The sequence below is a fragment of the Streptomyces erythrochromogenes genome (assembly GCF_040684695.1).
Taxonomy (GTDB): Bacteria; Actinomycetota; Actinomycetes; order Streptomycetales; family Streptomycetaceae; genus Streptomyces; species Streptomyces erythrochromogenes_C.
The window spans coordinates 291,338-314,357 of sequence record NZ_JBFBGM010000005.1 but is presented as its reverse complement, the minus strand read 5'-3'; the positions used below and the strand labels follow the sequence as shown (position 1 = coordinate 314,357).

Annotated in this window: 21 protein-coding genes; 10 read left to right on the top strand and 11 right to left on the bottom strand. The window is 71.9% G+C overall.

The features are described 5' to 3' along the window. Positions 1-2 precede the first annotated feature (2 nt). On the bottom strand, positions 3-509 hold the full coding sequence (locus AB0O53_RS11885) for an SRPBCC family protein (protein WP_350996338.1): 507 nt from the start codon (positions 507-509) through the stop codon (positions 3-5). Positions 510-572: 63 nt separating this feature from the next. On the opposite strand from AB0O53_RS11885, the gene AB0O53_RS11880 reads away from it, so the two are divergent. Then, the gene (locus AB0O53_RS11880) at positions 573-1,157 is read left to right on the top strand and encodes a TetR/AcrR family transcriptional regulator (protein ID WP_350996335.1); all 585 of its coding nucleotides are present in this window, start codon (positions 573-575) and stop codon (positions 1,155-1,157) included. Here AB0O53_RS11880 and AB0O53_RS11875 read toward each other — a convergent pair. Then, complete coding sequence (locus AB0O53_RS11875) at positions 1,154-2,212, bottom strand: mechanosensitive ion channel family protein (protein ID WP_365194815.1); 1,059 nt, start codon at positions 2,210-2,212, stop codon at positions 1,154-1,156. The genes AB0O53_RS11880 and AB0O53_RS11875 overlap by 4 nt on opposite strands. A 63-nt stretch (positions 2,213-2,275) precedes the next feature. On the opposite strand from AB0O53_RS11875, the gene AB0O53_RS11870 reads away from it, so the two are divergent. Beyond that, entirely contained in the window at positions 2,276-2,845 is a 570-nt protein-coding gene (locus AB0O53_RS11870; protein ID WP_031149428.1) for a dienelactone hydrolase family protein, read from the top strand. Positions 2,846-2,917: 72 nt separating this feature from the next. Here the strand turns inward: AB0O53_RS11870 and AB0O53_RS11865 are convergent, their stop codons facing one another. From AB0O53_RS11865 to AB0O53_RS11845, 5 genes are all read right to left on the bottom strand, one after another. Continuing rightward, positions 2,918-3,865 carry a zinc metalloprotease gene (locus AB0O53_RS11865; protein ID WP_350996548.1) on the bottom strand — a complete coding sequence of 316 codons (948 nt, stop codon included), beginning with the start codon at positions 3,863-3,865 and terminating at the stop codon, positions 2,918-2,920. 242 nt (positions 3,866-4,107) lie between these two features. Continuing rightward, positions 4,108-5,769, bottom strand: coding sequence for an alkaline phosphatase D family protein (locus AB0O53_RS11860; RefSeq protein ID WP_350996328.1), 1,662 nt, complete (start codon positions 5,767-5,769; stop codon positions 4,108-4,110). A gap of 129 nt (positions 5,770-5,898) precedes the next feature. Then, positions 5,899-6,693, bottom strand: a complete 795-nt coding sequence (locus tag AB0O53_RS11855; RefSeq protein WP_031149422.1) for a DsbA family protein — start codon at positions 6,691-6,693, stop codon at positions 5,899-5,901. A 46-nt stretch (positions 6,694-6,739) separates the two neighbouring features. Then, complete coding sequence (locus tag AB0O53_RS11850) at positions 6,740-7,429, bottom strand: hypothetical protein (RefSeq protein ID WP_365194811.1); 690 nt, start codon at positions 7,427-7,429, stop codon at positions 6,740-6,742. 37 nt (positions 7,430-7,466) lie between these two features. Next, the gene (locus tag AB0O53_RS11845; protein WP_350996321.1) at positions 7,467-8,792 is read right to left on the bottom strand and encodes a DUF2252 domain-containing protein; all 1,326 of its coding nucleotides are present in this window, start codon (positions 8,790-8,792) and stop codon (positions 7,467-7,469) included. 171 nt (positions 8,793-8,963) lie between these two features. Between AB0O53_RS11845 and dnaE the strand changes: the two genes are divergently transcribed. Then, positions 8,964-12,506 carry a DNA polymerase III subunit alpha gene (gene dnaE / locus AB0O53_RS11840; RefSeq protein ID WP_350996318.1) on the top strand — a complete coding sequence of 1,181 codons (3,543 nt, stop codon included), beginning with the start codon at positions 8,964-8,966 and terminating at the stop codon, positions 12,504-12,506. Positions 12,507-12,595: 89 nt separating this feature from the next. On the opposite strand, the gene AB0O53_RS11835 is transcribed toward dnaE, so the two are convergent. Then, positions 12,596-12,757 carry a hypothetical protein gene (locus AB0O53_RS11835; RefSeq protein ID WP_350996316.1) on the bottom strand — a complete coding sequence of 54 codons (162 nt, stop codon included), beginning with the start codon at positions 12,755-12,757 and terminating at the stop codon, positions 12,596-12,598. A gap of 220 nt (positions 12,758-12,977) precedes the next feature. On the opposite strand from AB0O53_RS11835, the gene AB0O53_RS11830 reads away from it, so the two are divergent. The 4 genes from AB0O53_RS11830 (at position 12,978) to AB0O53_RS11815 (ending at position 16,962) form a co-directional block, all read left to right on the top strand. Continuing rightward, a complete protein-coding gene (locus AB0O53_RS11830; protein ID WP_365194807.1) occupies positions 12,978-14,285 on the top strand; it encodes an NYN domain-containing protein in 1,308 nt (435 codons plus the stop codon). Between the two features lie 28 nt (positions 14,286-14,313). Next, positions 14,314-15,351 carry an ABC transporter ATP-binding protein gene (locus tag AB0O53_RS11825; protein WP_350996310.1) on the top strand — a complete coding sequence of 346 codons (1,038 nt, stop codon included), beginning with the start codon at positions 14,314-14,316 and terminating at the stop codon, positions 15,349-15,351. A gap of 146 nt (positions 15,352-15,497) precedes the next feature. After that, complete coding sequence (locus tag AB0O53_RS11820) at positions 15,498-16,244, top strand: ABC transporter permease (RefSeq protein ID WP_350996545.1); 747 nt, start codon at positions 15,498-15,500, stop codon at positions 16,242-16,244. 34 nt (positions 16,245-16,278) lie between these two features. Beyond that, positions 16,279-16,962, top strand: a complete 684-nt coding sequence (locus AB0O53_RS11815) for a hypothetical protein (RefSeq protein ID WP_350996307.1) — start codon at positions 16,279-16,281, stop codon at positions 16,960-16,962. Between the two features lie 19 nt (positions 16,963-16,981). Here AB0O53_RS11815 and ybaK read toward each other — a convergent pair whose 3' ends face one another. The 3 genes from ybaK to AB0O53_RS11800 are packed head-to-tail and all read right to left on the bottom strand — an operon-like array spanning position 16,982 to position 19,866. Continuing rightward, complete coding sequence (gene ybaK / locus AB0O53_RS11810) at positions 16,982-17,476, bottom strand: Cys-tRNA(Pro) deacylase (RefSeq protein WP_350996305.1); 495 nt, start codon at positions 17,474-17,476, stop codon at positions 16,982-16,984. A 19-nt stretch (positions 17,477-17,495) separates the two neighbouring features. After that, a complete protein-coding gene (locus AB0O53_RS11805; protein ID WP_350996302.1) occupies positions 17,496-18,233 on the bottom strand; it encodes an LON peptidase substrate-binding domain-containing protein in 738 nt (245 codons plus the stop codon). Between the two features lie 34 nt (positions 18,234-18,267). Next, a complete protein-coding gene (locus AB0O53_RS11800) occupies positions 18,268-19,866 on the bottom strand; it encodes an oxidoreductase (RefSeq protein WP_435886646.1) in 1,599 nt (532 codons plus the stop codon). A 125-nt stretch (positions 19,867-19,991) separates the two neighbouring features. On the opposite strand from AB0O53_RS11800, the gene hisD reads away from it, so the two are divergent. From hisD to hisB, 3 genes are read left to right on the top strand one after another with little or no spacing between them, the layout of a single operon-like run. Further along, positions 19,992-21,323: a histidinol dehydrogenase gene (gene hisD, locus AB0O53_RS11795; protein WP_365194803.1), complete on the top strand. Its 1,332-nt coding sequence runs from the start codon at positions 19,992-19,994 to the stop codon at positions 21,321-21,323. Next, a complete protein-coding gene (locus AB0O53_RS11790) occupies positions 21,320-22,429 on the top strand; it encodes a histidinol-phosphate transaminase (RefSeq protein WP_365194800.1) in 1,110 nt (369 codons plus the stop codon). Before hisD ends, AB0O53_RS11790 begins: the two co-directional genes overlap by 4 nt. Then, positions 22,426-23,019, top strand: a complete 594-nt coding sequence (gene hisB, locus AB0O53_RS11785; protein WP_136230470.1) for an imidazoleglycerol-phosphate dehydratase HisB — start codon at positions 22,426-22,428, stop codon at positions 23,017-23,019. The genes AB0O53_RS11790 and hisB overlap by 4 nt, the downstream gene beginning before the upstream one ends. Position 23,020 lies beyond the last annotated feature (1 nt).

The following is a 23,020-nucleotide window of genomic DNA, read 5'->3' as shown; positions in this document are numbered from 1 at the left end:
TCCTAGCGGCCTCCCCCGGTCACCAGGCGTTCCAGGCCGCGCAGGAAGCGGACGTACGGGGACCAGCGGGCCCGGCGGGCGAGGACGCCCGTGCAGGCCCGTTCGGCGCGGTCCAGGCAGTCCTCCAGCACGGCGTCGTGCATCGGGCGGTAGGCCAGCGGCCAGGTGAGGCGGCTGACGCCGCTGACGGTCATCGCGAGGGTGTGCCGCAGCACGGTCCGGTCCGCGTCGACGGGCAGCGCGGTGAACTCGTGGAAGCCGTGGAAGCCGCGGGGCCCGGTGAAGGCGAAGCGCACCCAGGTGCCCGGCACGTACGCGGACACCGTGTAGCGCACCGGGCCGTGGCCGCCGGCCGCCCCGACGGCCAGGGGGCGGTCGAGTTCCATCTCCTCCCACAGGCGGCCCGGCCACAGTCGGTCGTCCGCCCCGCGGGACAGCGTGTCGATCAGTGCGCCGACCTGGTCCGGCCCGGCGGTCAGTACGCGTTCGTGCACGTTGAAGACGCCCATCGCCCTCCCCTTTCCCCGTATTAGAGATGGGTCTCTAATAATCTGGAGGGTACTCTCTGATTCATGGCGAGACCACCCCGCTTCGACACCGACCAGATCCTCGACGCCGCCGTGCGGCTGGCCGCCTCGGCCGGGCCGGGCGGCGTGACCATGTCCGCCGTGGCCCAGGCGGTCGGAGCCCCGAGCGGCTCCATGTACCACCGCTTCGCCGGACGCGCCGCCCTGCTCGCCGAGGTGTGGCTGCGGACCGTCGAGCGGTTCCAGGAGGGCTACCTCGCCTGCCTCCACGGCGAGCCCGACCCGCACACGGCCGCCCGTGCGGCCGCCCGCCACGTCGTCGCATGGAGCCGCGCCCGGCCCGAGGAGGCCGCCCTCCTCCTCCACGGCGCGGCGGAGTTCGGCCGCGCGGACTGGTCCGAGGAGCACACCCGGCGCGCCGACTCCGGGAACGAGCGCGTGTACGCGGCCATCGGCGGCCTGGCCGCGTCCCTCGGGTTCGCGGACGCCCGGGGCCTGGACCGGGTCGTCCTGGCCCTGATCGAGCTGCCGCTCTCGGTCGTCCGCCGGCCCCTGCGCGCGGGCGAGCCGCTGCCGGCGCACGCCGAGGACCTCGCCGGGGAGTGCGCGGCCGCGCTGCTCGCGGGCTAGTCCAGGGGCGTGTCCGGGGCGGGCGGCGCCGGGGACGTCGCGATGCGGGGGAGGGCGTAGGGATGGTGGGCGGCCAGCCAGGTGATCAGCCGTTCGCGGACCGCGCAGCGCAGCGTCCAGAGGTCGTCGGCGTCCTTGGCCGTGACCACGCCGCGGACCTGGACGGTGTGCGGTGTGGTGTCCGTCACGGCCAGGCCGCCGCCGCGGCCGTCCCATTCGGGCAGCTCCGCCAGGATCTGCCCGAACCGCTCCCGCATCAGGTCCAGGGGCGCGCTGTGGTCCAGGTGCCAGAAGACCGTTCCGGTCATCTGCGCGCCGCCGCGCGACCAGTTCTCGTACGGCTTGCTCGTGAAGTACGACACAGGCATCGTGATGCGGCGCTCGTCCCAGGTGCGGACGGTCAGGAAGGTCAGGGTGATCTCCTCGACCCGCCCCCACTCCTTGTCGACCACCACCGTGTCGCCGATGCGGACGGTGTCGCCGAAGGCGATCTGGAGCCCGGCGAAGAGGTTGCTCAGCGAGGACTGGGCGGCGATGCCCGCCACGATGCCGAGGACGCCCGCGGAGGCCAGCACCGAGGCGCCGACCGCGCGCATCGGGGGGAAGGTCAGCAGCATCGCCGCGACGGCGACCACGACCACCACCGCCGTGACCACCCGCTGGATCAGCGTGACCTGGGTGCGCACCCGGCGCACCCTGGCCTCGTCCTGCGTCGCCGCGGCGTAGCGCGCGTACGTGGAGTCGACGACGGCCGTCGCGATGCGCACCGCCAGCCAGGCCGCCGAGGCGATGAGCACCAGGGTGAGGAAGCGGCCGACGCCGACGGGATGGTCCGGCAGGATCCCGGCCCGGCGGTAGGAGCCCCGCAGGAGCGAGGTGCACAGCACCACCTGGAAGGGGAGCCGGCAGCGGCGCAGCAGTTCCCACAGCGGGGTCTCGGGATGCCGGGCGTCGGCCCGGCGCAGCAGCAGGTCGAGCAGCCAGCCCGCGATCAGGGTGGCGACCAGCGCGCCGCCGATGACCGTCACGGGGCGCAGGAAGTTCTCCGTCTCCATGGGGATGAACGTAGCGGGAAGCCGCGGCGCACCGGGGCCCGCGGCGGCTGGCACGATGGAGGCATGAACATCATGCTTTTCCACTCGACGTACGGGCTGCGGCCCGCGGTGCAGGCGGCGGCCGACCGGCTGCGCGCGGCCGGTCACCAGGTCCAGGTGCCGGACCTCTTCGAGGGGCGCACCTTCGAGACCGTCGAGGAGGGCATGGCCCACCAGGACGAGATCGGCCGTGACGAGCTGCTGAAGCGGGCGGTGCTGGCCTCGGCCCCGCACTCCGACGGGGGCCTGGTCTACGCGGGGTTCTCCTTCGGCGGTTCCCTGGCCCAGCACCTGGCGCTGGCCGACGAGAAGGCGCGCGGGCTGCTCCTCCTGCACGGGACGGCGGACCTGGAGGACAGCGCTTCGGTGGACGGGCTCCCGGTACAGCTGCACATCGCGGACCCGGACCCCTTCGAGCCGCACGACTGGCTGACGGCCTGGTACCTGCGGATGCAGCGGGCCGGGGCGGACGTCGAGGTGCACAGCTACCCGGGCGCCGGGCACCTGTTCACCGACCCGGACCTCGACGACTACGACGCCGAGGCCGCGGAGCAGGCCTGGACGGCCGCGATCGGGTTCCTCGACAGCCTGTAGCCGCGCGGGAGATGCGCAGACGGAAGGGCCCGGCCCGGCGGATGCCGGGCCGGGCCCTCCTCGTCGCCGGGGTCAGCCCGCCCGGTAGGCGGTCCAGCTGCTGCTCATGCGGGCCACCTGGCCCGCGGTGAACTGGTACATGCAGGAGTCGTACGTGTAGTCCATGAAGTTGCGGATCGGGTCCGCACCGGGCTTGCTGGCGCAGCTGTCGCGGCCCGTCGGGCACTCGTACGCGGCGCTCTTCTCGGCCGGGGTGTCGGAGACGTAGTCGCCGTTGCCGTTACAGCCGCCCTGGAAGGTGTGGTAGAGCCCGAGCCAGTGGCCGACCTCGTGGGTGGCGGTGTCGCCCTCGTTGTAGTTGGCGGAGGAGCCGCCGGGCAGCGAGCTGTCGAGCACGACCACGCCGTCCATCTTGGGGCTGGAGGCGTAGGAGGTCGGGAAGGTCGCCCAGCCCAGCAGGCCGCCGGAGAGCTTGGCGGTGTAGAAGTTGAGCGCGCCGGGGCCGCCCTTGCGCAGGGTGTTCTTCATGTCCTTCTCGGCCTGGGAGCCGGAGGCCAGGTTGTACCAGGACGCGTTGTCCGTGTAGTCGGTCGACGCCAGGGTGAACTGGAAGTTCGTGTTGACGTTGCCGGTGCCCTGGCCGCCGTAGGCCGCGTTGAGGACCGCGAGCTGCTTGGAGACGTCCGTGGACGTGAGCTTGCCCGTGGTGCCGGAGTGGACGACGTGGAAGTACACGGGGATGTTCACGACGGCCTCGGCCGCGGCGAGGCTGCGCTGCGGCTGGTTCTTGAGGGCCTTGTCCAGCTTCGACTTGAGGTCGGCGTCCATGGCCTTGGCCTGCGCGTCGGTGAGCTCGTTCGGCTCGTCCGCGTGCTCGTCGTGGGCGCGGGTGACGCGGGCGTTGGCGGGGGCGGCGGCCTCGTCGGCGCACACCTCGGCGGGGGTCTTGGCGGCCGCGAGCGTGGTGGGGGCGGCGAGCGGGGTGAAGGCCAGGGTTCCGGCCAGGACCGCGGTGCCCATCAGGCGGCGGCGGAGAAGGGGGGATATGCGGGCAGGCGCGCGCACGTGTGCTCCTCGCGAGTGGGGGGTGGTGGGGGGTGGAGGCCTGAAGGATCTTCTTCAGCTGGCGCGAAGCTTATGTGTGCATGACATATTCAGGTCAAGAGCCGTACGTAAAAGATTTGTTGCCGAGAACGCACAAGGGGCGTCTGGTATGTACCAGACGCCCCTTGTGGCAACAGAATTGACGGTCAATCAGGGAATCAGCGAACGGGCTGGTAGGACCGTTCCACCTTCTGGGTCCCGTTCAGGGTCCGGTAGGAGCGGGACCACGCGGAGGTCGCGTCGGGCCGGCGCTTGTCGGACACGACGTAGTAGTCCATCTGCGAGCGCTCCGGCGTCACGTCCAGCACGCCGTAGCCGTGCGCGTCCATGTCGAGCCACTTCGTGTGCCAGTTGGCCGCCTTGATGGCGGTTTCGGCCACCAGCGAGACCGTGTCCGGCAGCACGTGCAGGATGTCGTCGAGGTTGTCGGAGGTCACCGACGTCACGACGAACTCGGTCGCTGCCGTGCCCGAGCCCGGGTAGGTGGCCATGTTCACCGGGACCTCGTTCGCCCAGGCCATGTGGATGTCGCCGGTCAGGAACACCGTGTTCTTGATGTTCCGGTCCTTCAGGTGGCCCAGCAGCTCCTTGCGGTCGTCCGTGTACCCGTCCCACTGGTCCGTGCTGATGGCGAGGCCACCCTCCGGCAGGCCGAGCAGCTTGGTGAGCGGACCCAGCAGGTGCGCGGGCAGCGAGCCGAAGGCCACCGGCGAGATCATCACCGAGGTGCCGACCAGCTTCCAGGTCGCGTTCGAGCCGGCGAGGCCCGACTTGAGCCAGTCCAGCTGGGCGCGCCCGGTGATGGTGCGCTCGGGGTCGTCCACCGAACCGCTGCCCACCTTGACCTGCTGCGAGCGGAAGGAGCGCAGGTCCAGCAGGTGGAGGTCGGCGAGGGTGCCGAAGCGCAGCCTGCGGTAGACGGTCCCCGCGGTGGAGGTCCGTACCGGCATCCACTCGAAGTAGGCCTGCTTGGCGGCCTCGGCGCGGGCGGCCCAGTCGCCCTCGGTGCCCGGGGTGTGGTTCTCGGCGCCGCCCGCCCACGTGTCGTTCGCGAACTCGTGGTCGTCCCAGATCGCGATGACCGGGTGCGCGTGGTGCAGGGCCTGGAGGTCCGCGTCCGTCTTGTACTTGCCGTGCCGGGTGCGGTAATCGGCCAGCGAGACGATCTCGTGCTGCGGCTCGTGCCGGCGCACGGTGTACTTGGCCTCCGGGTAGGTGCCGGAGCCGTACTCGTAGATGTAGTCGCCCAGGTGCAGGACCGCGTGCAGGTCCGTACGGGCGGCCAGGTGGCGGTAGGCCGAGAAGTGGCCGGACTCCCAGTTGGCGCACGAGACCACGCCGAAGCGGACCCCCGGGGTCGTCACGTCGTGGCCGGGGGTGGTCAGGGTGCGCCCCACGGGGGAGACGGCCGGGCCCGCGGTGAAGCGGTACCAGTACGGCGTCTGCGGCTGGAGCCCCCGCACGTCCACCTTGACCGTGTGGTCGGTGGCGGCGCTCGCCGTGACGGTTCCCCCGGCGACGACGCGGGAGAAGGCCCGGTCGGCGGCCACCTCCCAGCCCACCTGGACGGCGGCGCCGAGCCCGGAGCCGGGGACGGCCTCGGGGGTCGGGGTGACGCGCGTCCACAGCAGGACGCCGTCGGGCAGCGGATCGCCGGAGGCGACGCCGTGCAGGAAGGCGGGCGCGGTGCCCGCCGCGTGGGCGGTTCCGGCGCCCAGCGTGGCGAGCGGGGCCAGTGTGGCCGTGGCCGCCGCGGCGAGAACGACCGTACGGCGGCGGGGGGTTGCCGCGGCCGGGTGAGGGGTGAGATGACTGGTCACGGATGATCATATTACCGACGGGTACACCCCGGGGAACAGACGTCGGAATGCAACGAGCGGGCGAACTCTGGGAGTTCGCCCGCTCGTCGGTGCGGCGGTCCGGGAGGCTGTCTCCCGGTATGCCCGGGATCAGCCCTGCAGGGCCTTGTCGATCGCGGCCGTGAACGCCTCCGGCGTCTGCGGGGTGTCGATCTTCTTGCCGTCCATCTTCAGGGTCGGCGTGCCCTTCACCCCGGACTTGTCGAAGAGCTTCGACATCTCCAGCGCCCACCGGTCGTACGTGCCGTCTTCGACGGCCTTCTTGAACTCGGCGTTGCCCTTGAGCGCCGGAACGGTGTCCGCGACCTTCAGCAGGTAGTCGTCCTTGGCGAAGCTGTCGACGGTCTCCTCGGGGTGCTGCTCCTTGGAGTACAGGGCCCCCTTGTACTCCAGGAAGGCCTCCGGGCTGACGTTCAGCGCCGCGCCCAGCGCGCTCAGCGCGTTCTTCGAGCCCTCGCCCTTGACCGCGTTGTCGATGAAGGTGGCGCCGAAGTACTGGAGCTTGTACTTGCCCGCCTCGACGTCCTTCTTGATCTGCTCGCCCGAGGCCTGCTCGAAGGAGGCGCACGCGGGGCAGCGCGAGTCCTCGTACAGCTCCAGGGTCTTCTTCGCGTCGGCCTTGCCGACGACGACCGTGGTGCCGTCGTCGCCCGTGGTGTTCTTCGGCTTGACCAGCTCGGCCTTGGCGGCCTTCTCCCAGTAGTCGGGCTCGTTGGCCTTCATGACGCCGTAGGCGATGCCGCCCGCCAGGCCCAGCGCGGCCACGACACCGACGCCGACTATGACCTGCCGGCGGATCCTGTCCTTCTTGGCCTGCGCCTCGCGCTCGGCCCGCAGCCGCTCGCGGGCCGCCGCCTTGTTCGCCTGGCTGTTGCGTGAACTCATGGTGATCTCCGTGGTGTGTGACGTGGAAGGGACTGCCGTACGTGCGTCAGGCGCGCGCGAGCGCACCGAGCACGGGGGGTCCCCGCCGTCCCACGGAGTGTGCGGGGAAGCGCGTACGCGCCCCGGCTCCCGCCCCGACCGGGCGCAGCGCCCGCCGCGCCGGCTCGCAGGCCCCCGCCACCGAGGCGGCCGCCAGCAGCAGCGGACGGAACGCGAAGGACGCCACCGCCCGCAGCAGCCGGCCCAGCGCCCGCTCGCCGTGGCGCAGCCAGGCGGCCGTGAGCAGCCCCACCGAGACGTGCGCGCCGAGCAGCAGCCACGGCGTGTACGGGCCGGGCGAGGCCAGCACGGCGGCCGCGTCGGCGGCGGGCCCGGTCACCTCGGCCAGCGGCCCGCCCACCGGCGTGCCCCCGCACAGCTCCTCCAGGCCCATGGCCCGCAGCGGCCCCGAGACGGGGCCGCCGGCCGGGCCGTAGCAGAGGTGCTGGCCGGCGGTGAAGACGGTGTCGGCGGCCAGCTCCAGCGGTACGAGCAGCCCGGCGATGGGGCCGAAGCCGCGCTCACGGCCGGCGAGCGCCCAGGCGATGGCGAACACACCCGCGAAGGCCCCGCCCACCAGCGCGGGCGGCAGCGGGGCCTGGGACATCAGGACGTGCGAGCCGGAGGAGAGCAGCACGACGACAGCGCTGAACAGCGCGGCCCGCAGCCCTCTGAGTCCCGTCCCGGAAAAGTCCATCCCGGCGAGTGTGCCACGTGTTCCTGTGGAAGCCGTTTCAGGGGGTGAGACGCCCGTTGCGGAAGAGGTCCACGAAGATCTGGTGGTCGGCGCGCGCCCGGGCCCCGTACGCGTGCGCGAAGTCGACCAGCAGCTCCGCGAAGCCCTCCTCGTCCGCCGCGATCGCCGCGTCGATGGCCCGCTCGGTCGAGAACGGCACCAGGGACTGGCCGCTCTCCGCCTCGTCGGCCGACGCGTGCATGGTCGCCGTGGCCCGGCCGAGGTCGGCGACCACCGCCGCGATCTCCTCCGGATCGTCCAGGTCCGACCAGTCCAGGTCCACCGCGTACGGGGAGACCTCCGCCACCAGCTGACCGGCGCCGTCCAGCTCGGTCCAGCCCAGCCACGGGTCGGCGTGCGCCTGCAGGGCCCGCTGCGAGATCACCGTGCGGTGCCCCTCGTGCAGGAAGTAGTCCCGCACCGCCCGGTCCGTGATGTGCCGGGAGGCCGCCGGGGTCTGCGCCTGCTTGAGGTAGATCACGACATCGTTCTCCAGGGCGTCGCTGTGCCCCTCCAGCAGGATGTTGTAGGAGGGCAGGCCCGCCGAGCCGATGCCGACGCCCCGCCGGCCGACCACGTCCTTGACCCGGTAGGAGTCGGGGCGCACGAGGGACTCGTCGGGCAGCGTCTCCAGGTACCCGTCGAAGGCGGCCAGCACCTTGTAGCGGGTGGCGGCGTCCAGCTCGACGGAACCGCCGCCGGAGGAGAAGCGCCGCTCGTAGTCCCGTATCTCCGTCATCGAGTCCAGCAGGGAGAAGCGCGTGCGGGAGCGGGCGGAGCGCAGCGCGTCCAGCAGCGGGCCCTCGGCGGTGTCCAGGGTGAAGGAGGGGACCTCCTCGTCCTTGGCGCCCTTGGCCAGGCGGTGGATCCGCTCCCGGTACGCGCCCGCGTAGATCCGCACCAGCTCGCTTATCTGGTCGTCGCTGAGCGCCTTGGTGTAGCCGATCAGGGCGACGGAGGCGGCGAAGCGCTTGAGGTCCCAGGTGAAGGGGCCGACGTACGCCTCGTCGAAGTCGTTGACGTTGAAGACCAGCCGGCCGTTGGAATCCATGTACGTGCCGAAGTTCTCCGCGTGGAGATCGCCGTGGATCCACACCCGGCCCGTCCGCTCGTCCAGGTACGGGCCGCCGTGCCGGTCCCGCTCCAGGTCGGAGTAGAAGAGGCAGGCCGTGCCGCGGTAGAAGGCGAAGGCCGAGGCCGCCATCTTGCGGAACTTGACCTGGAAGGCAGCGGGGTCGGCGGCGAGCAGCTCACCGAATGCGGTGTCGAACACGTCGAGGATCTCCTCGGCGCGCTGCTCGTCGGTCGTCTCGGGGACCGCCATGGCGGGTTCCTCCTGGTGCACGGGTTGTACGGGCTCTGCCGGACCGGACGCCGGAACGGTGCCCCTGGTTCTGCAACGCCCGACCGTACCGCTGCGTGCCCGTGATCTGTCACCCGTGGGACGTAGGATTCGAAGCTGCCCCCTTCCCCCCGCCGCCAGGAGACCAGCGCCGTGACCAAGACGCCGTTCACGCACCTGCACGTTCACACCCAGTACTCGCTGCTGGACGGTGCGGCACGGCTGAAGGACATGTTCAACGCGTGCAACGAGATGGGCATGACGCACATCGCCATGTCCGACCACGGCAACCTGCACGGGGCCTACGACTTCTTCCACACCGCGCAGAAGTCCGGGGTCACGCCGATCATCGGCATCGAGGCGTACGTCGCCCCCGAGTCCCGGCGCAACAAGCGGCGCATCCAGTGGGGCCAGCCGCACCAGAAGCGCGACGACGTCTCCGGTTCCGGCGGCTACACCCACAAGACGATCTGGGCGGCGAACGCCACCGGCCTGCACAACCTCTTCCGGCTGTCCTCCGACGCCTACGCCGAGGGCTGGCTCACGAAGTGGCCGCGCATGGACAAGGAGACCATCAGCAAGTGGTCCGAGGGGCTGATCGCCTCCACCGGCTGCCCCTCCGGCGAGCTGCAGACCCGTCTGCGCCTCGGCCAGTTCGACGAGGCCCTGAAGTCCGCCTCCGAGTACCAGGACATCTTCGGCAAGGACCGCTACTTCCTGGAGCTGATGGACCACGGCATCGAGATCGAGCGCCGGGTCCGCGACGGACTGCTGGAGATCGGCAAGAAGCTCGGCATCCCGCCGCTGGTGACGAACGACTCGCACTACACCTACGCCAGCGAGGCCACCGCCCACGACGCCCTGCTGTGCATCCAGACCGGCAAGAACCTCTCGGACCCCGACCGCTTCCGCTTCGACGGCTCCGGCTACTACCTGAAGTCGACGGACGAGATGTACGCCATCGACTCCTCGGACGCCTGGCAGGAGGGCTGCGCCAACACCAAGCTGGTCGCGGACCAGATCGACACCGAGGGCATGTTCACGTTCCGGAACCTGATGCCGAAGTTCGACATCCCGGACGGCTACACCGAGGTCACCTGGTTCCGCGAGGAGACCATGCGCGGCATGCACCGCCGCTTCCCCGGGGGCATCCCCGAGGACCGCATGAAGCAGGTCGAGTACGAGATGGACACGATCATCTCGATGGGCTTCCCCGGCTACTTCCTCGTGGTCGCCGACTTCATCATGTGGGCCAAGAACCAGGGCATCGCGGTCGGCCCCGGCCGAGGCTCCGCGGCCGGCTCGATCGTCGCCTACGCCATGGGCATCACCGACCTCGACCCGATCCCGCACGGCCTGATCTTCGAGCGCTTCCTGAACCCCGAGCGCGTCTCCATGCCCGATGTCGACATCGACTTCGACGAGCGTCGGCGCGTCGAGGTGATCAGGTACGTCACGGAGAAGTACGGCCAGGACAAGGTCGCCATGATCGGCACCTACGGCACCATCAAGGCCAAGAACGCGATCAAGGACTCGGCGCGCGTCCTGGGCTACCCGTACGCCATGGGCGACCGCCTCACCAAGGCCATGCCCGCCGACGTCCTCGGCAAGGGCATCCCCCTCTCCGGCATCCTCGACCCGCAGCACCCCCGCTACGGCGAGGCCGGCGAGATCCGCGGCATGTACGAGAACGAGCCGGACGTGAAGAAGGTCATCGACACCGCCCGCGGTGTGGAGGGCCTGGTCCGCCAGATGGGCGTGCACGCCGCCGGCGTGATCATGTCCAGCGAGACGATCACCGACCACGTGCCCGTCTGGGTGCGGCACACCGACGGCGTCACCATCACCCAGTGGGACTACCCGAGCTGCGAGTCGCTCGGCCTGCTGAAGATGGACTTCCTCGGCCTGCGCAACCTCACGATCATGGACGACGCCGTCAAGATGGTGAAGGCCAACAAGGGGATCGACATCGACCTCCTGGCCCTCCCGCTCGACGACCCCAAGACCTTCGAACTGCTCGGCCGCGGCGACACCCTCGGCGTCTTCCAGTTCGACGGCGGGCCCATGCGCTCCCTGCTGCGCCTGATGAAGCCCGACAACTTCGAAGACATCTCCGCCGTGTCGGCCCTATACCGCCCGGGCCCGATGGGCATGAACTCGCACACGAACTACGCCCTGCGCAAGAACAAGCAGCAGGAGATCACCCCGATCCACCCCGAGCTGGAGAAGCCGCTCGAAGAGGTGCTCGCGGTCACCTACGGCCTGATCGTCTACCAGGAGCAGGTGCAGAAGGCCGCCCAGATCATCGCCGGCTACTCGCTCGGCGAGGCCGACATCCTGCGCCGCGTGATGGGCAAGAAGAAGCCCGAGGAACTGGCGAAGAACTTCACCATCTTCCAAGGGGGCGCCCGCAAGAACGGCTACACCGACGAGGCCATCCAGAAGCTCTGGGACGTCCTGGTCCCCTTCGCCGGCTACGCCTTCAACAAGGCCCACTCGGCCGCCTACGGCCTGGTCTCCTACTGGACCGCCTACCTCAAGGCGAACTTCCCGGCCGAATACATGGCCGGCCTGCTCACCTCGGTCAAGGACGACAAGGACAAGTCCGCGATCTACCTGAACGAGTGCCGCCGCATGGGCATCAAGGTGCTCCCGCCGAACGTCAACGAGTCCGAGTCGAACTTCGCCGCCCAGGGCGACGACGTGATCCTCTTCGGCCTCACCGCCGTCCGCAACGTCGGCCAGAACGTCGTCGACTCGATCATCAAGACCAGGAAGGCCAAGGGGAAGTACTCCTCCTTCCCCGACTTCCTGGACAAGGTCGAGGCCGTCGTCTGCAACAAGCGCACCATCGAGTCGCTGATCAAGGCCGGCGCCTACGACGAGATGGGCCACACCCGCAAGGGCCTGGTCGCCCACCACGAGCCGATGATCGACAACGTGGTCGCCGTCAAGCGCAAGGAGGCCGAGGGACAGTTCGACCTCTTCGGCGGGATGGGTGACGAGAGCGCCGGCGACGAGCCCGGCTTCGGCCTCGACGTGGAGTTCTCCGACGTCGAGTGGGAGAAGTCCTACCTCCTCGCCCAGGAGCGCGAGATGCTCGGCCTGTACGTCTCCGACCACCCGCTCTTCGGCCTGGAGCACGTGCTCTCCGACAAGACGGACGCCGGCATCTCCCAGCTGACCGGCGGCGAGCACTCCGACGGCGCCGTCGTCACCATCGGCGGCATCATCTCCGGCCTGCAGCGCAAGATGACCAAGCAGGGCAACGCCTGGGCCATCGCCACCGTCGAGGACCTGGCCGGCTCCATCGAGTGCATGTTCTTCCCCGCGACCTACCAGCTCGTCTCCACCCAGCTGGTCGAGGACACCGTCGTCTTCGTCAAGGGCCGCCTCGACAAGCGCGAGGACGTCCCCCGCCTGGTCGCCATGGAGATGATGGTCCCCGACCTCTCCTCGGCCGGCACCAACGCCCCCGTGGTCCTCACCATCCCCACGGTCAAGGTCACGCCGCCGATGGTGACCCGTCTGGGGGAGATCCTGCGCCACCACAAGGGCAACACCGAGGTGCGGATCAAGCTCCAGGGTCCGCGGACCACCACCGTCCTGCGCCTCGACCGGCACCGCGTACAGCCCGACCCGGCCCTCTTCGGCGACCTCAAGGTCCTGCTCGGCCCGTCCTGCCTGGCCGGATAGCGGCGGCCGCCCCACGCACGGAAGGGCCTGCCCGGCGTCGCCGGGCAGGCCCTTTCGGTTCCGGTCGTCACAGACCGACGCGAAGGACGTCAGTTGTGGCCGAACTTCTTCTGCTTGCTCTTGTGGGCCAGGTCCATGGGACTGGGCGCCTGGGACGACTGCTCGGGGGAATCCGACGAGCGCGACGCGTCCGGCCCGGACGAGCGGGTCTGCTGCTTCGCCGGCTGCTTCTGGTTCTTGTTCTTGGCCATGGTGGAGCCTCCGTGAGGGTCTAGGGGCCAGGACCGCCTTCACACTCACACAGCCCCAGAAACCGCGCATTTTGGATCATTACTGCGCGTAGCCGAGGCCCGCCGTCCGCCCCCGAGTGAGATCCGCCACGCCGATGATCGAGTTCCGGCCTTCAACGCCCTTGAGGTCGGGCAGACTCGGGGAACCCGTGAAAACACAGCGGGACCCCCAGGGAAGAGGGTGGAACGCGTGGACCGCTGCGTCGTCCTGGTGGACGCCGGCTACCTGCTGGGCGCCGCCGCCAGCCTTCTCGCCGGGGAGCCCTCCCGCTCCCGGATCACCGTCGACCATGCCGCCCTCATCCAGGGCCTGCGCGAGCGGGCCGAGGCCGACACCGAGCAGCCCCTGCTGCGCATCTACTGGTTCGACGGCGCACCCGACCGGGTGCCCCAGCCCGAACACCGCAGGCTGCGCGTCATGCCCCGCGTCACCGTCCGCCTCGGCGCCCTGACCCGCAGCGACGGCCGCTGGGCCCAGAAGGGCGTCGACGCCGCCATGCACGCCGAGCTCACCGAGCTCGCCCGCAACCGCGCCTGCTCCGACGTGGTCCTCGTGACCGGCGACGGAGACCTGCTGCCCGGCCTGATGTCCGCCAAGGAACACGGCGTCGCCGTCCACCTGTGGGCCGTCCAGGCCGCCGACGGCGACTACAACCAGTCCGAGGACCTCGTCGCCGAGGCCGACGAACGCCGCGTCCTCGACCGCGCCTGGATCACCCGCGCCGTCCGCGCCAAGGACCTCACCGGACTGTGCTCCCCGCCGCCCGTACCCCGCCCCGACATCGCCGCCATCCTCTCCGCGCCGCTGCCCGAGGCCGCGCTCGCCGAGGCCGCCCGCAACGGTGCCGCCGCCCCCGCGGACGACGAACGCGAAGCGGTCCCCGTACCGGCGCCCACCACCCCCGGCGGAAAGAGCGTCCCCACCCCCAAGGACCTCGCCGGAGCCCTGCGCGCGCCCGCACCGCACGGCGGCCAGCAGGCCGCGGCGAGCACCACGCCGTCCCCCGCCAGCGCCCTGCGCTGGTCCTCCGACCGGGGCTGGATCGACCGCGCCGGACCGCTCGGCGAACCCGCCGAGACGGCCTCGCTGCCCACCCTCGCCCAGCTCACCAGCGCCGAACAGCGCTGGGCCGACCGGGAGGAGGACATCACCACCGTCGGCGGCGACCCGTTCGAGGTGGGACAGGTGTTCGCCCGGCGCTGGATGGAACGCCTCCCGGAGACCGTGCACCTGCAGAAACTGGCCACCATGTACCCGCGCATCCCGCACCGCATCGACGGCGAGCTGCTGCGCTACGCCGCCCGGTTCGGCCTGCTCGCGCACAAGGACGACCAGATCGACGAGCACGACCGCTACGCCATCCGCGCCGGGTTCTGGAGGGAGATCGACGTACGCGCCGCCGCCGAGCACGTCGCCGCCGTACCGGCCGCCGCACCCGGAACCGGACCCGCCGACCTCGCCGCCCCGCTGACCCCGGCGGCCGAGTAGGGGCGGGAACCCCGTAGGCTGCTCCCTCGTGAGTACGGGCACAGCACAGGCGCAGAACGGCACGGCAGCGGCCGCGGGAGCGGCGCCGGACGTGGTCTGCGCGGTGCGTGACCTGGTCAAGACGTATCCCGCGGTCCGCGGACGGCGCGGCGCCCCCGCCCTGCCCGAGACCCGCGCCAACGACGGCGTCAGCCTCGACGTCCGGCGCGGCGAGATCTTCGGCCTGCTCGGCCCCAACGGCGCCGGCAAATCCACCCTGGTCCGCCAGCTCACCGGCCTGATGCGGCCCGACGCGGGCAGCGTGACCCTCCTCGGCCACGACCTCGTACGCCACCCCGGACGGGCCTCCCGGCTGCTGGCCTACCTCGGCCAGGAGTCCACCGCCCTCGACGAGCTCACGGTGGCCCTGGCCGCCGAGACCACCGGCCGGCTGCGCGGACTCGACGTACGGTCGGCACGCGCCGCGCGCGACGCCGTACTGGAGGAACTCGGGCTCACCGGCATCGCCGGACGGCCCCTGAAGAAGCTCTCCGGCGGCCAGCGGCGCCTCGCCTGCTTCGCCACCGCCCTCGTCGGCGAGCGGCCCGTACTGGTCCTCGACGAGCCCACCACCGGCATGGACCCCGTGGCCCGGCGGGCCGTCTGGGCGGCCGTGGACCGGCGCCGCGCCCAGCACGGCGCGACCGTCCTGCTCGTCACCCACAACGTCATCGAGGCCGAGACCGTCCTCGACCGGGTCGCCGTCATCGACCAGGGCAAGGTCATCGCCTGCGACACCCCGGCCGCGCTGAAGGCGCGCGTCTCGGGCGAGGTCCGGCTGGAACTGGTGTGGCGCGAAGCCGCCCCGCTCGCGGTACCGGAGGTCGCCCGATTGCGCGACCGGGCCGTGGAGTCGGGGCGCCGCTGGGTGCTGCGGCTGCCGCCGGACGAGGCCAGGGCGGCGGTGGCCTCGGTCACCGGGGGCCCGGCCTTCGCCGCGCTCGACGACTTCACCCTGGCCACCCCCAGCCTCGAAGACGTGTACCTGGCCCTCGGCGGCAAGACGAAAGGGCTGGTGAAGTCGTGAGCGACCGTTCGACGGGGGCCGTCCGGGCCGTGCTCGCGCCCGACGCCCCGACGGCACCCGAGACCGAGAACGAAACCGGGGTCGGGGCCGGGGCCGCACCGGCCGGCGACGCTCCGGGCCGCGCCGAGGCCGCCGAAGCCGCGCCGCTGGCGCCCGGCGCACGCTTCTTCCCCTCGCTGGCCGCCGTCTACCGGGCGCAGCTCTCCCGGGCCCGGGTGGCGCGGATACCGCTGCTGTTCGTGGCCACCTTCCAGTCCGTCGGCATCATGATCCTGATGCGGGGCGTCGTCGACGGGGGCTCGGAGGCCCGGGCCGTCGTGGCCGGCTCCTCGGTGCTCGTCGTCGCCTTCGTCGCGCTGAACCTGCTCGCGCAGTACTTCGGGCAGCTGCGGGCCGGCGGCGGACTCGACCACTACGCCACCCTGCCCGTGCCGCCCGCTTCGGTGGTGCTGGGCGCGGCGGCCGCGTACGCCTCCTTCACGCTGCCGGGGACCCTGGTCACCGCCGTCTTCGGGTGCCTGCTGTTCGGGCTGCCGATGAGCGGGCTGTGGATCCTGGCCGCCGTGGTGCCGCTGGCCGGAGCCGCCCTGGCCGGGCTCGGCGCCGCCCTGGGGCTGCTGGCACCCCGCCAGGAGCTCGCCACCCTCGCGGGACAGCTCGGCATGTCGGCCGCGCTGCTGCTCGGGGTGCTGCCGCCCGAGCGGATGCCGGCCGTGATCGTCTGGGCGCGGGACCTGCTGCCGTCCACGTACGGGGTGGAGGCGTTCGCCCGGACCTTCGAGGCGTCGCCGGACTGGGCCGCCGTCGTCTTCGACCTCGGCGTGTGCGCGGCCGTCGGCGTCCTCTCGCTCACCGTCGCGACCTGGGCGTACCGCCGGGCGGCCGTCCGCTGACGCCGCCGCCCGACACACCTGGCACGATGTGGGGGTGACCGAAGCCGTGACCCCGCAGTCCCCGTTCGACCCGCCGCCGTCGCCGCCCGAGAAGCCGGGTGACACCGCCGCGGCCATCCGCCCGGAGGACATCCGCGACGGGGCCGTCGTGGCCCTCGCGGTCGCGGTGGCCGGGCTGCTCCTCGGACTGCTGTGGTGGTGGCTGGCGCCCCGCGTCCAGTACGTCTCCAACGGGGAGGCGGTCTTCCTGCGCAACAGCGAGAGCGAAGCGCGGATCGCCGCCGACGGGACCTTCTTCCTGCTGGCGCTGGGGCTGGGCGTGCTCAGCGCCGTCGGCACCTTCCTGTGGCGCCGGGCCGGCGGCGTGCCGCTGGTGATCGGGCTCGCCGTCGGATCCTGCTTCGCCGCACTGGCGGGGTGGCGGTTCGGGCTGTGGCTCGGCTCGTCCTCCACGGACCTGGCCGCCGCCGCGGCCGCGGCGGGCAAGGGGGTGCCGTTCGACGCGCCGCTGGAGCTGCTGGCGCACGGGGCGCTGCTGGCCTGGCCGATGACCGCCGTACTGCTGCACCTGGGGTTCACCGCGCTGTGGACGCCGCGGGATCCCGAGCCGGACCCGCTGGCCGGGTGGAGCGGCTACTACCAGCCGGCGCCGCCGGCCGAGGCGGCGCTGCCGCCCGCCGACACCGGTCCGGCCGCGTCGGAGACCCCGCGCCCCTGACCCTCCGGGCCGGCTCGGCCTAGGCCCGGCCGATCGGGGCCAGGACGGCGTCGGTGAGGGTGGCCAGGTCCGCGGGGGAGAGCTCGATCTCCAGGCCGCGGCGGCCCGCCGAGCAGCAGATCGTGGGGTGCGCCGTCGCGGACTCGTCGATGACCGTGCGCAGCCGCTTGCGCTGCCCCAGCGGGGAGATGCCGCCGCGGACGTAGCCCGTGGTGCGCTCCGCCAGCGCCGGGTCCGCCATCGCCGCCCGCTTGCCGCCCACCGCCGTCGCCAGCGCCTTCAGGTCCAGCGACCCCGACACCGGCACCACCGCCACCGTCAGGACGCCGTCCACGTCCGCCACCAGGGTCTTGAAGACCTGCGTCGGCGAGACGCCCATCGCCTCGGCCGCCTCCTCGCCGTACGAGGAGGCCGCCGGGTCGTGCTCGTAGGCGTGCGTGGTGAAGGCCACCCCGGCCGCCGTCAGGGCCACGATCGCCGGGGTGCCGGCCGCCTGCTTCGTCTTCTTCGCCATCGGTCCCCCGTCGGTCCGGTCAGTTGGGGCTCGTCGGAGCCCTGGTCAGGTCCACCGCCGGCAGCGACGGCAGGTGCCGGATCACGGCCGTCTCCGTGCGCAGCAGCTTCAGTTCCTCCGCCAGCCGCGTCGCCGTGTCCGGGGCCTGGAGCAGCCGCTGCTTCGCCGGGATGTCCAGCACCGCAGCCGCGGCCACCAGGTACGACACCACCGACGGCTCGTCGGGCAGCTCCGCACCGGTCAGGGACCGCTCACGGGCCCCGGCCAGCCGCTTCTGGTAGTTGCGGAAGGCCCGCAGCACGCCCTCCGCGAGGACCCCGGCGCCGTCGCCCGCGTCCTCCGGGAGCTCCTCCAGCTCCGCCGTCAGGAACGGGCCCGAGGAGTCGACCGACAGCAGGCGGACCCGCGTCGTACCGGTCGCCAGGACCTCGAAGCTGCCGTCCTCCCGCTCCCGGATCGTCGCCGCCTCCGCCACGCAGCCCACCCGGTGGAACGCCTGGATCGGGTCCGCGCCGAAGCCCGCGGCCGGGCCGCGCTCCGGCAGGGCCGTGGGGTCCGGCAGGCCGGGCGCCGTCGGGGCGACCTCCCGGCCGTCGCGGATCGCGACGACCGCGAATCGGCGCGGCTCGTCCTCGCCCGCCTTCAGCAGCTCGCGCATCATGGCGCGATAACGCTCCTCGAAGACGTTCAGCGGGAGGACGAGTCCCGGGAACAGCACCGAGTTCAGCGGGAAGAGGGGCAGGCGAACGGTGGTCACGACGCACAGCGTAATCGTCCGGAGACGCGCCCCGTCACCCCCGCCGCAGCAGCCGGGAGGCCCCCGCCGCCACCGTCGTGGCCAGGATCCAGCCCATGATGACCAGGCCCGCCGCCGCCCACTGCCAGCCGCCCGCCAGTTTCCACTGACCCTGCTGGCCCAGGTCGATCACCGGCAGCAGCAGGTCCAGCGCGTACAGCGGGGCGCTCCACTGCGGATGCTCGTCCTGCTTGATCGCCGGCGGGTCGAGCTGGGAGAACATCAGCGCCCCGGCCGCCCAGAGCACGGCCATCCACAGGGCGGCCCGGCCCGGCCGGTACCCGTAGACCACCGTCCAGTCCTGCAGGTACCCCCACGCCTTCGGGCCCGGCGGCAGCGTGGCCCGGCGCCGCCGCTGCTTGGCCAGCAGCACCTCCCGCGCCTCCGCGTCCTCGCCGCTGGCCCGCAGCACCGCCGCCAGCCGCTCGTAGGGGCCCGGCGAGTACTCGGGGGTGGCCGCCTCCAGCCAGGCCAGCCGGCGGGAGAGGGGGAAGTGGCCGCGGGGCGCGAGGTTCTCGTACTCGAAGCCCTCGACGGACACCCCGCCCGGGCCCGGCCAGCTCGTGGAGGTGTCGACCAGCTTGACCACCTTGGCCCCGGACACCACCACCCGCCCGCGCTCCGGCCCCTCCCCGACGAAACGGAACTCCGGGGTCTGGATCCGGCGCAGCGATATCTCCTGCTCGTCCGTGAGCAGGAACCGCGCCCCGTAGAAGTCGATGGCGTCCCCGAACCGGCCGTCGTCCAGCCGCAGCCCGCCCCGGCACTCGAACGGCTGCGCCCGCTGCCCCCGCGTCGGCGTCTGCCCCAGCCCGTACGGGGGAGTGGAGGAGCCCGAGCCGCCCCGGCCGTAGCCCATCGCGATCGAGGTCAGGTAGAGGGTCCGCTCCACGGTCAGCTGCGGGGCGTTCAGCGCGTGCCGCCCGGAGGGATTGCGCAGCCGGGCCCCGCGCAGGTTCATCGACACGCCGACCTTCGCGCCGCGCAGGCTCACCTCCCCGTACGTCTCCAGCAGCTCGCCCTGGAAGTCCTGCGCGACCGACATCCCGTCGGCGGCGATCGCCCGCCCCTTGTTGTCCCGCTGCACCACCGCCTGGCTCACCAGCAGGTCGGTCCCGATCTGCGCGTCGGTGAGCCGGATCCCCCGAGCCACCCGGCAGCGCGGCAGGTGCAGATCGCCCTCGGTGTGCAGCCGGGACGCCTCCAGCCGCGGGATCGCACAGTTGACCAGGCGCAACGTGCCGAAACGGGCCTCGGACAGCTGGATCTCGCTGTCGAAGCGGCAGGACTGCAGCTCCACGTACGGAGCAACCGTGCCACCGGAGAGATCCAGCCGCCCGGTGATCCGTACGCCCCGCAGCTTCAGGGACGCCACCCGCCCCGGCACCGGCGGCGGACCGTGGAGCAGCAGCAGCGCCACCACCCCGGCGCGGACGCTGCGCCCGGCACCCCAGACGTGGTCGGCGTGCGGATCGTCCCGGTCGGCGGCGCGGGCACTGAGATCGCAGACGCTGCCCGTGCGGAAGGCCTCCCACATCCGGCGCTCGGAAGCACTGAGATCCGCCGGTTCCCCGTCCGAGCTCGCCTCGGTCACCGCGGTCCCCCTCCGCTGTCATGTACGTGTAGACGAACGCTAACGGGGACCTGTGACGTCCGGGACGTGTATCAGCCAGTGATACGGGCGAACGGTGGCGCGAGGCGGTCTGAGAGAATTGGGAGGTGATCTCTCGTATCGACCTGCGCGGTGACGCCCTCCCCGAGGGCGGCGCCCTGCGCGACCTGCTGCCCCGTGCCGAGTTCGACGTAGAAGCTGCCCTGGAGAAGGTGCGGCCCATCTGCGAGGACGTCCATCATCGTGGCACGGCGGCGCTGATCGAGTACGCGCAGAAGTTCGACGGAGTGACGTTGGAGCAGGTCAGGGTGCCCGTCGAGGCGCTCAAGGCCGCCCTCGACGAGCTCGACCCGGCCGTCCGCGCAGCCCTCGAGGAGTCGATCCGGCGCGCCCGGATCGTCCACCGCGAACAGCGCCGCACCGAGCACACCACCCAGGTGGTCCCCGGCGGCACCGTGACCGAGAAATGGGTTCCGGTGGAGCGCGTGGGGCTGTACGCCCCGGGCGGCCGCTCGGTGTACCCGTCCTCCGTCGTCATGAACGTGGTGCCGGCCCAGGAGGCGGGCGTCGAGTCGATCGCGCTCGCGTCCCCGCCGCAAAAGGAACACGGCGGCCTGCCGCACCCGACGATCCTCGCCGCCTGCGCCCTGCTCGGCGTGGACGAGGTGTACGCCGCCGGCGGCGCCCAGGCCGTCGCGATGTTCGCGTACGGCACCACCGGACCCGACGGCTGCCCGCCCGCCAACATGGTCACCGGCCCCGGCAACATCTGGGTCGCCGCCGCCAAGCGCTACTTCACCGGCCGCATCGGCATCGACACCGAGGCCGGCCCGACCGAGATCGCCGTCCTCGCCGACTCCACGGCCGACCCGGTGCACGTCGCCGCCGACCTGATCAGCCAGGCCGAGCACGACCCGCTGGCCGCGGCCGTCCTCGTCACGGACTCCGCCGAGCTCGCCGACGCCGTCGAGAAGGAGCTGGAGCCGCAGGTCGCCGCGACCAAGCACGTCGAGGACCGGATCAAGCCGGCCCTCGCCGGCAAGCAGTCCGCGATCGTCCTCGTCGACAGCCTGGAGGACGGCCTCAAGGTCGTCGACGCCTACGGCGCCGAGCACCTGGAGATCCAGACCGCCGACGCCGCCGCCTGGGCCGCCCGCGTCCGCAACGCCGGCGCGATCTTCGTCGGCCCGTGGGCCCCGGTCTCCCTCGGCGACTACTGCGCCGGCTCCAACCACGTGCTGCCCACCGGCGGCTGCGCCTGCCACTCCTCCGGCCTGTCCGTGCAGTCCTTCCTGCGCGGCATCCACATCGTCGACTACACCCGCGACGCCCTCGCCGAGGTCACCCACCACGTGGTCACCCTCGCCGAGGCCGAGGACCTGCCCGCCCACGGCGCCGCCCTCAAGGCGCGCTTCGGATGGAAGGTCCCCACCCCGTGAGCATCGGCATCGACGACCTCCCCATCCGGGACGAACTGCGCGGCAAGAGCCCGTACGGCGCCCCGCAGCTGGACGTGCCCGTCCAGCTGAACACCAACGAGAACCCCTACGAGCTGCCCGCGGAACTCGTCGCGCGCATCGCCGAGCGCGTCGCCGACGCCGCCCGCACCCTCAACCGCTACCCGGACCGGGACGCGGTCGAGCTGCGCACCGAGCTCGCCGCCTACCTCACCCGTACGGGCAAGCACCCGGTCGCGCGGGAGAACGTATGGGCCGCCAACGGCTCCAACGAGGTCATCCAGCAGCTGCTGCAGACCTTCGGCGGACCCGGCCGCACCGCGATCGGCTTCGAGCCCTCCTACTCCATGCACGCGCTGATCTCCCGCGGCACCGGCACGGGCTGGATCTCCGGCCCGCGCCGCGAGGACTTCACGATCGACGTGGAGGCGGCCGAGCGGGCGATCGCCGAGCACGCCCCCGACGTCGTCTTCATCACCTCGCCCAACAACCCCACGGGCACCGCCGTCGACGCGGAGACCGTCCTGGCCCTCTACGAGGCCGCCCAGGCGGCCAAGCCCTCCCTCGTCATCGTCGACGAGGCCTACGTGGAGTTCAGCCACCGGGACTCGCTGCTGCCCCTCATCGAGGGCCGCCCCCACATGGTGGTCTCCCGGACCATGTCCAAGGCCTTCGGCGCCGCCGGCCTGCGCCTGGGCTACCTGGCCGCGCACCCCGCCGTCGTCGACGCCGTACAGCTGGTGCGCCTGCCGTACCACCTGTCCGCCGTCACCCAGGCGACGGCCCTGGCCGCCCTGGAGCACACCGACACCCTGCTCGGCTACGTCGAGCAGCTCAAGTCCGAGCGGGACCGCCTCGTCACCGAGCTGCGGGCCATCGGCTACGAGGTCACCGAGTCCGACGCGAACTTCATCCAGTTCGGGAAGTTCGAGGACTCGCACACCGCCTGGCAGAAGATCCTCGACCACGGGGTCCTGGTCCGGGACAACGGCGTACCCGGCCGGCTGCGGGTCACCGCCGGCACCCCGGCAGAGAACGACGCGTTCCTGGAAGCGGTTCGCGCACTGAAGAAGGAGCAGCACGCATGAGCCGCATCGGACGGGTCGAACGGACCACCAAGGAGACCTCCGTCGTCGTCGAGATAAACCTCGACGGCACCGGCAAGGTCGACGTCTCGACGGGCGTGGGCTTCTACGACCACATGCTCGACCAGCTCGGCCGCCACGGCCTCTTCGACCTCACCGTCAAGACCGACGGCGACCTGCACATCGACTCCCACCACACCATCGAGGACACCGCCCTCGCGCTCGGCGCCGCCTTCAAGCAGGCCCTCGGCGACAAGGTGGGCATCTACCGCTTCGGCAACTGCACCGTGCCGCTCGACGAGTCCCTCGCCCAGGTCACCGTCGACCTGTCCGGCCGCCCCTACCTCGTGCACACCGAGCCCGAGAACATGGCGCCGATGATCGGCTCCTACGACACGACGATGACCCGGCACATCTTCGAGTCCTTCGTCGCGCAGGCCCAGATCGCCCTGCACATCCACGTCCCGTACGGCCGCAACGCCCACCACATCGTGGAGTGCCAGTTCAAGGCCCTCGCCCGCGCGCTGCGCTACGCCGCCGAGTTCGACCCGCGCGCCGCCGGCATCCTGCCTTCCACGAAGGGCGCCCTCTAGC

Coding starts and splice junctions, on each gene's coding strand:
- AB0O53_RS11855 (WP_031149422.1), bottom strand. CDS start 6,693: ATGAGTTCACGCAACAGCCAGGCGAACAAGGCGGCGGCCCGCGAGCGG.
- hisB (WP_136230470.1), top strand. CDS start 22,426: ATGAGCCGCATCGGACGGGTCGAACGGACCACCAAGGAGACCTCCGTC.
- AB0O53_RS11880 (WP_350996335.1), top strand. CDS start 573: ATGGCGAGACCACCCCGCTTCGACACCGACCAGATCCTCGACGCCGCC.
- ybaK (WP_350996305.1), bottom strand. CDS start 17,476: ATGGCGAAGAAGACGAAGCAGGCGGCCGGCACCCCGGCGATCGTGGCC.
- AB0O53_RS11870 (WP_031149428.1), top strand. CDS start 2,276: ATGAACATCATGCTTTTCCACTCGACGTACGGGCTGCGGCCCGCGGTG.
- AB0O53_RS11850 (WP_365194811.1), bottom strand. CDS start 7,429: ATGGACTTTTCCGGGACGGGACTCAGAGGGCTGCGGGCCGCGCTGTTC.
- AB0O53_RS11885 (WP_350996338.1), bottom strand. CDS start 509: ATGGGCGTCTTCAACGTGCACGAACGCGTACTGACCGCCGGGCCGGAC.
- AB0O53_RS11875 (WP_365194815.1), bottom strand. CDS start 2,212: ATGGAGACGGAGAACTTCCTGCGCCCCGTGACGGTCATCGGCGGCGCG.
- AB0O53_RS11865 (WP_350996548.1), bottom strand. CDS start 3,865: ATGGGCACCGCGGTCCTGGCCGGAACCCTGGCCTTCACCCCGCTCGCC.
- AB0O53_RS11835 (WP_350996316.1), bottom strand. CDS start 12,757: ATGGCCAAGAACAAGAACCAGAAGCAGCCGGCGAAGCAGCAGACCCGC.
- AB0O53_RS11845 (WP_350996321.1), bottom strand. CDS start 8,792: ATGGCGGTCCCCGAGACGACCGACGAGCAGCGCGCCGAGGAGATCCTC.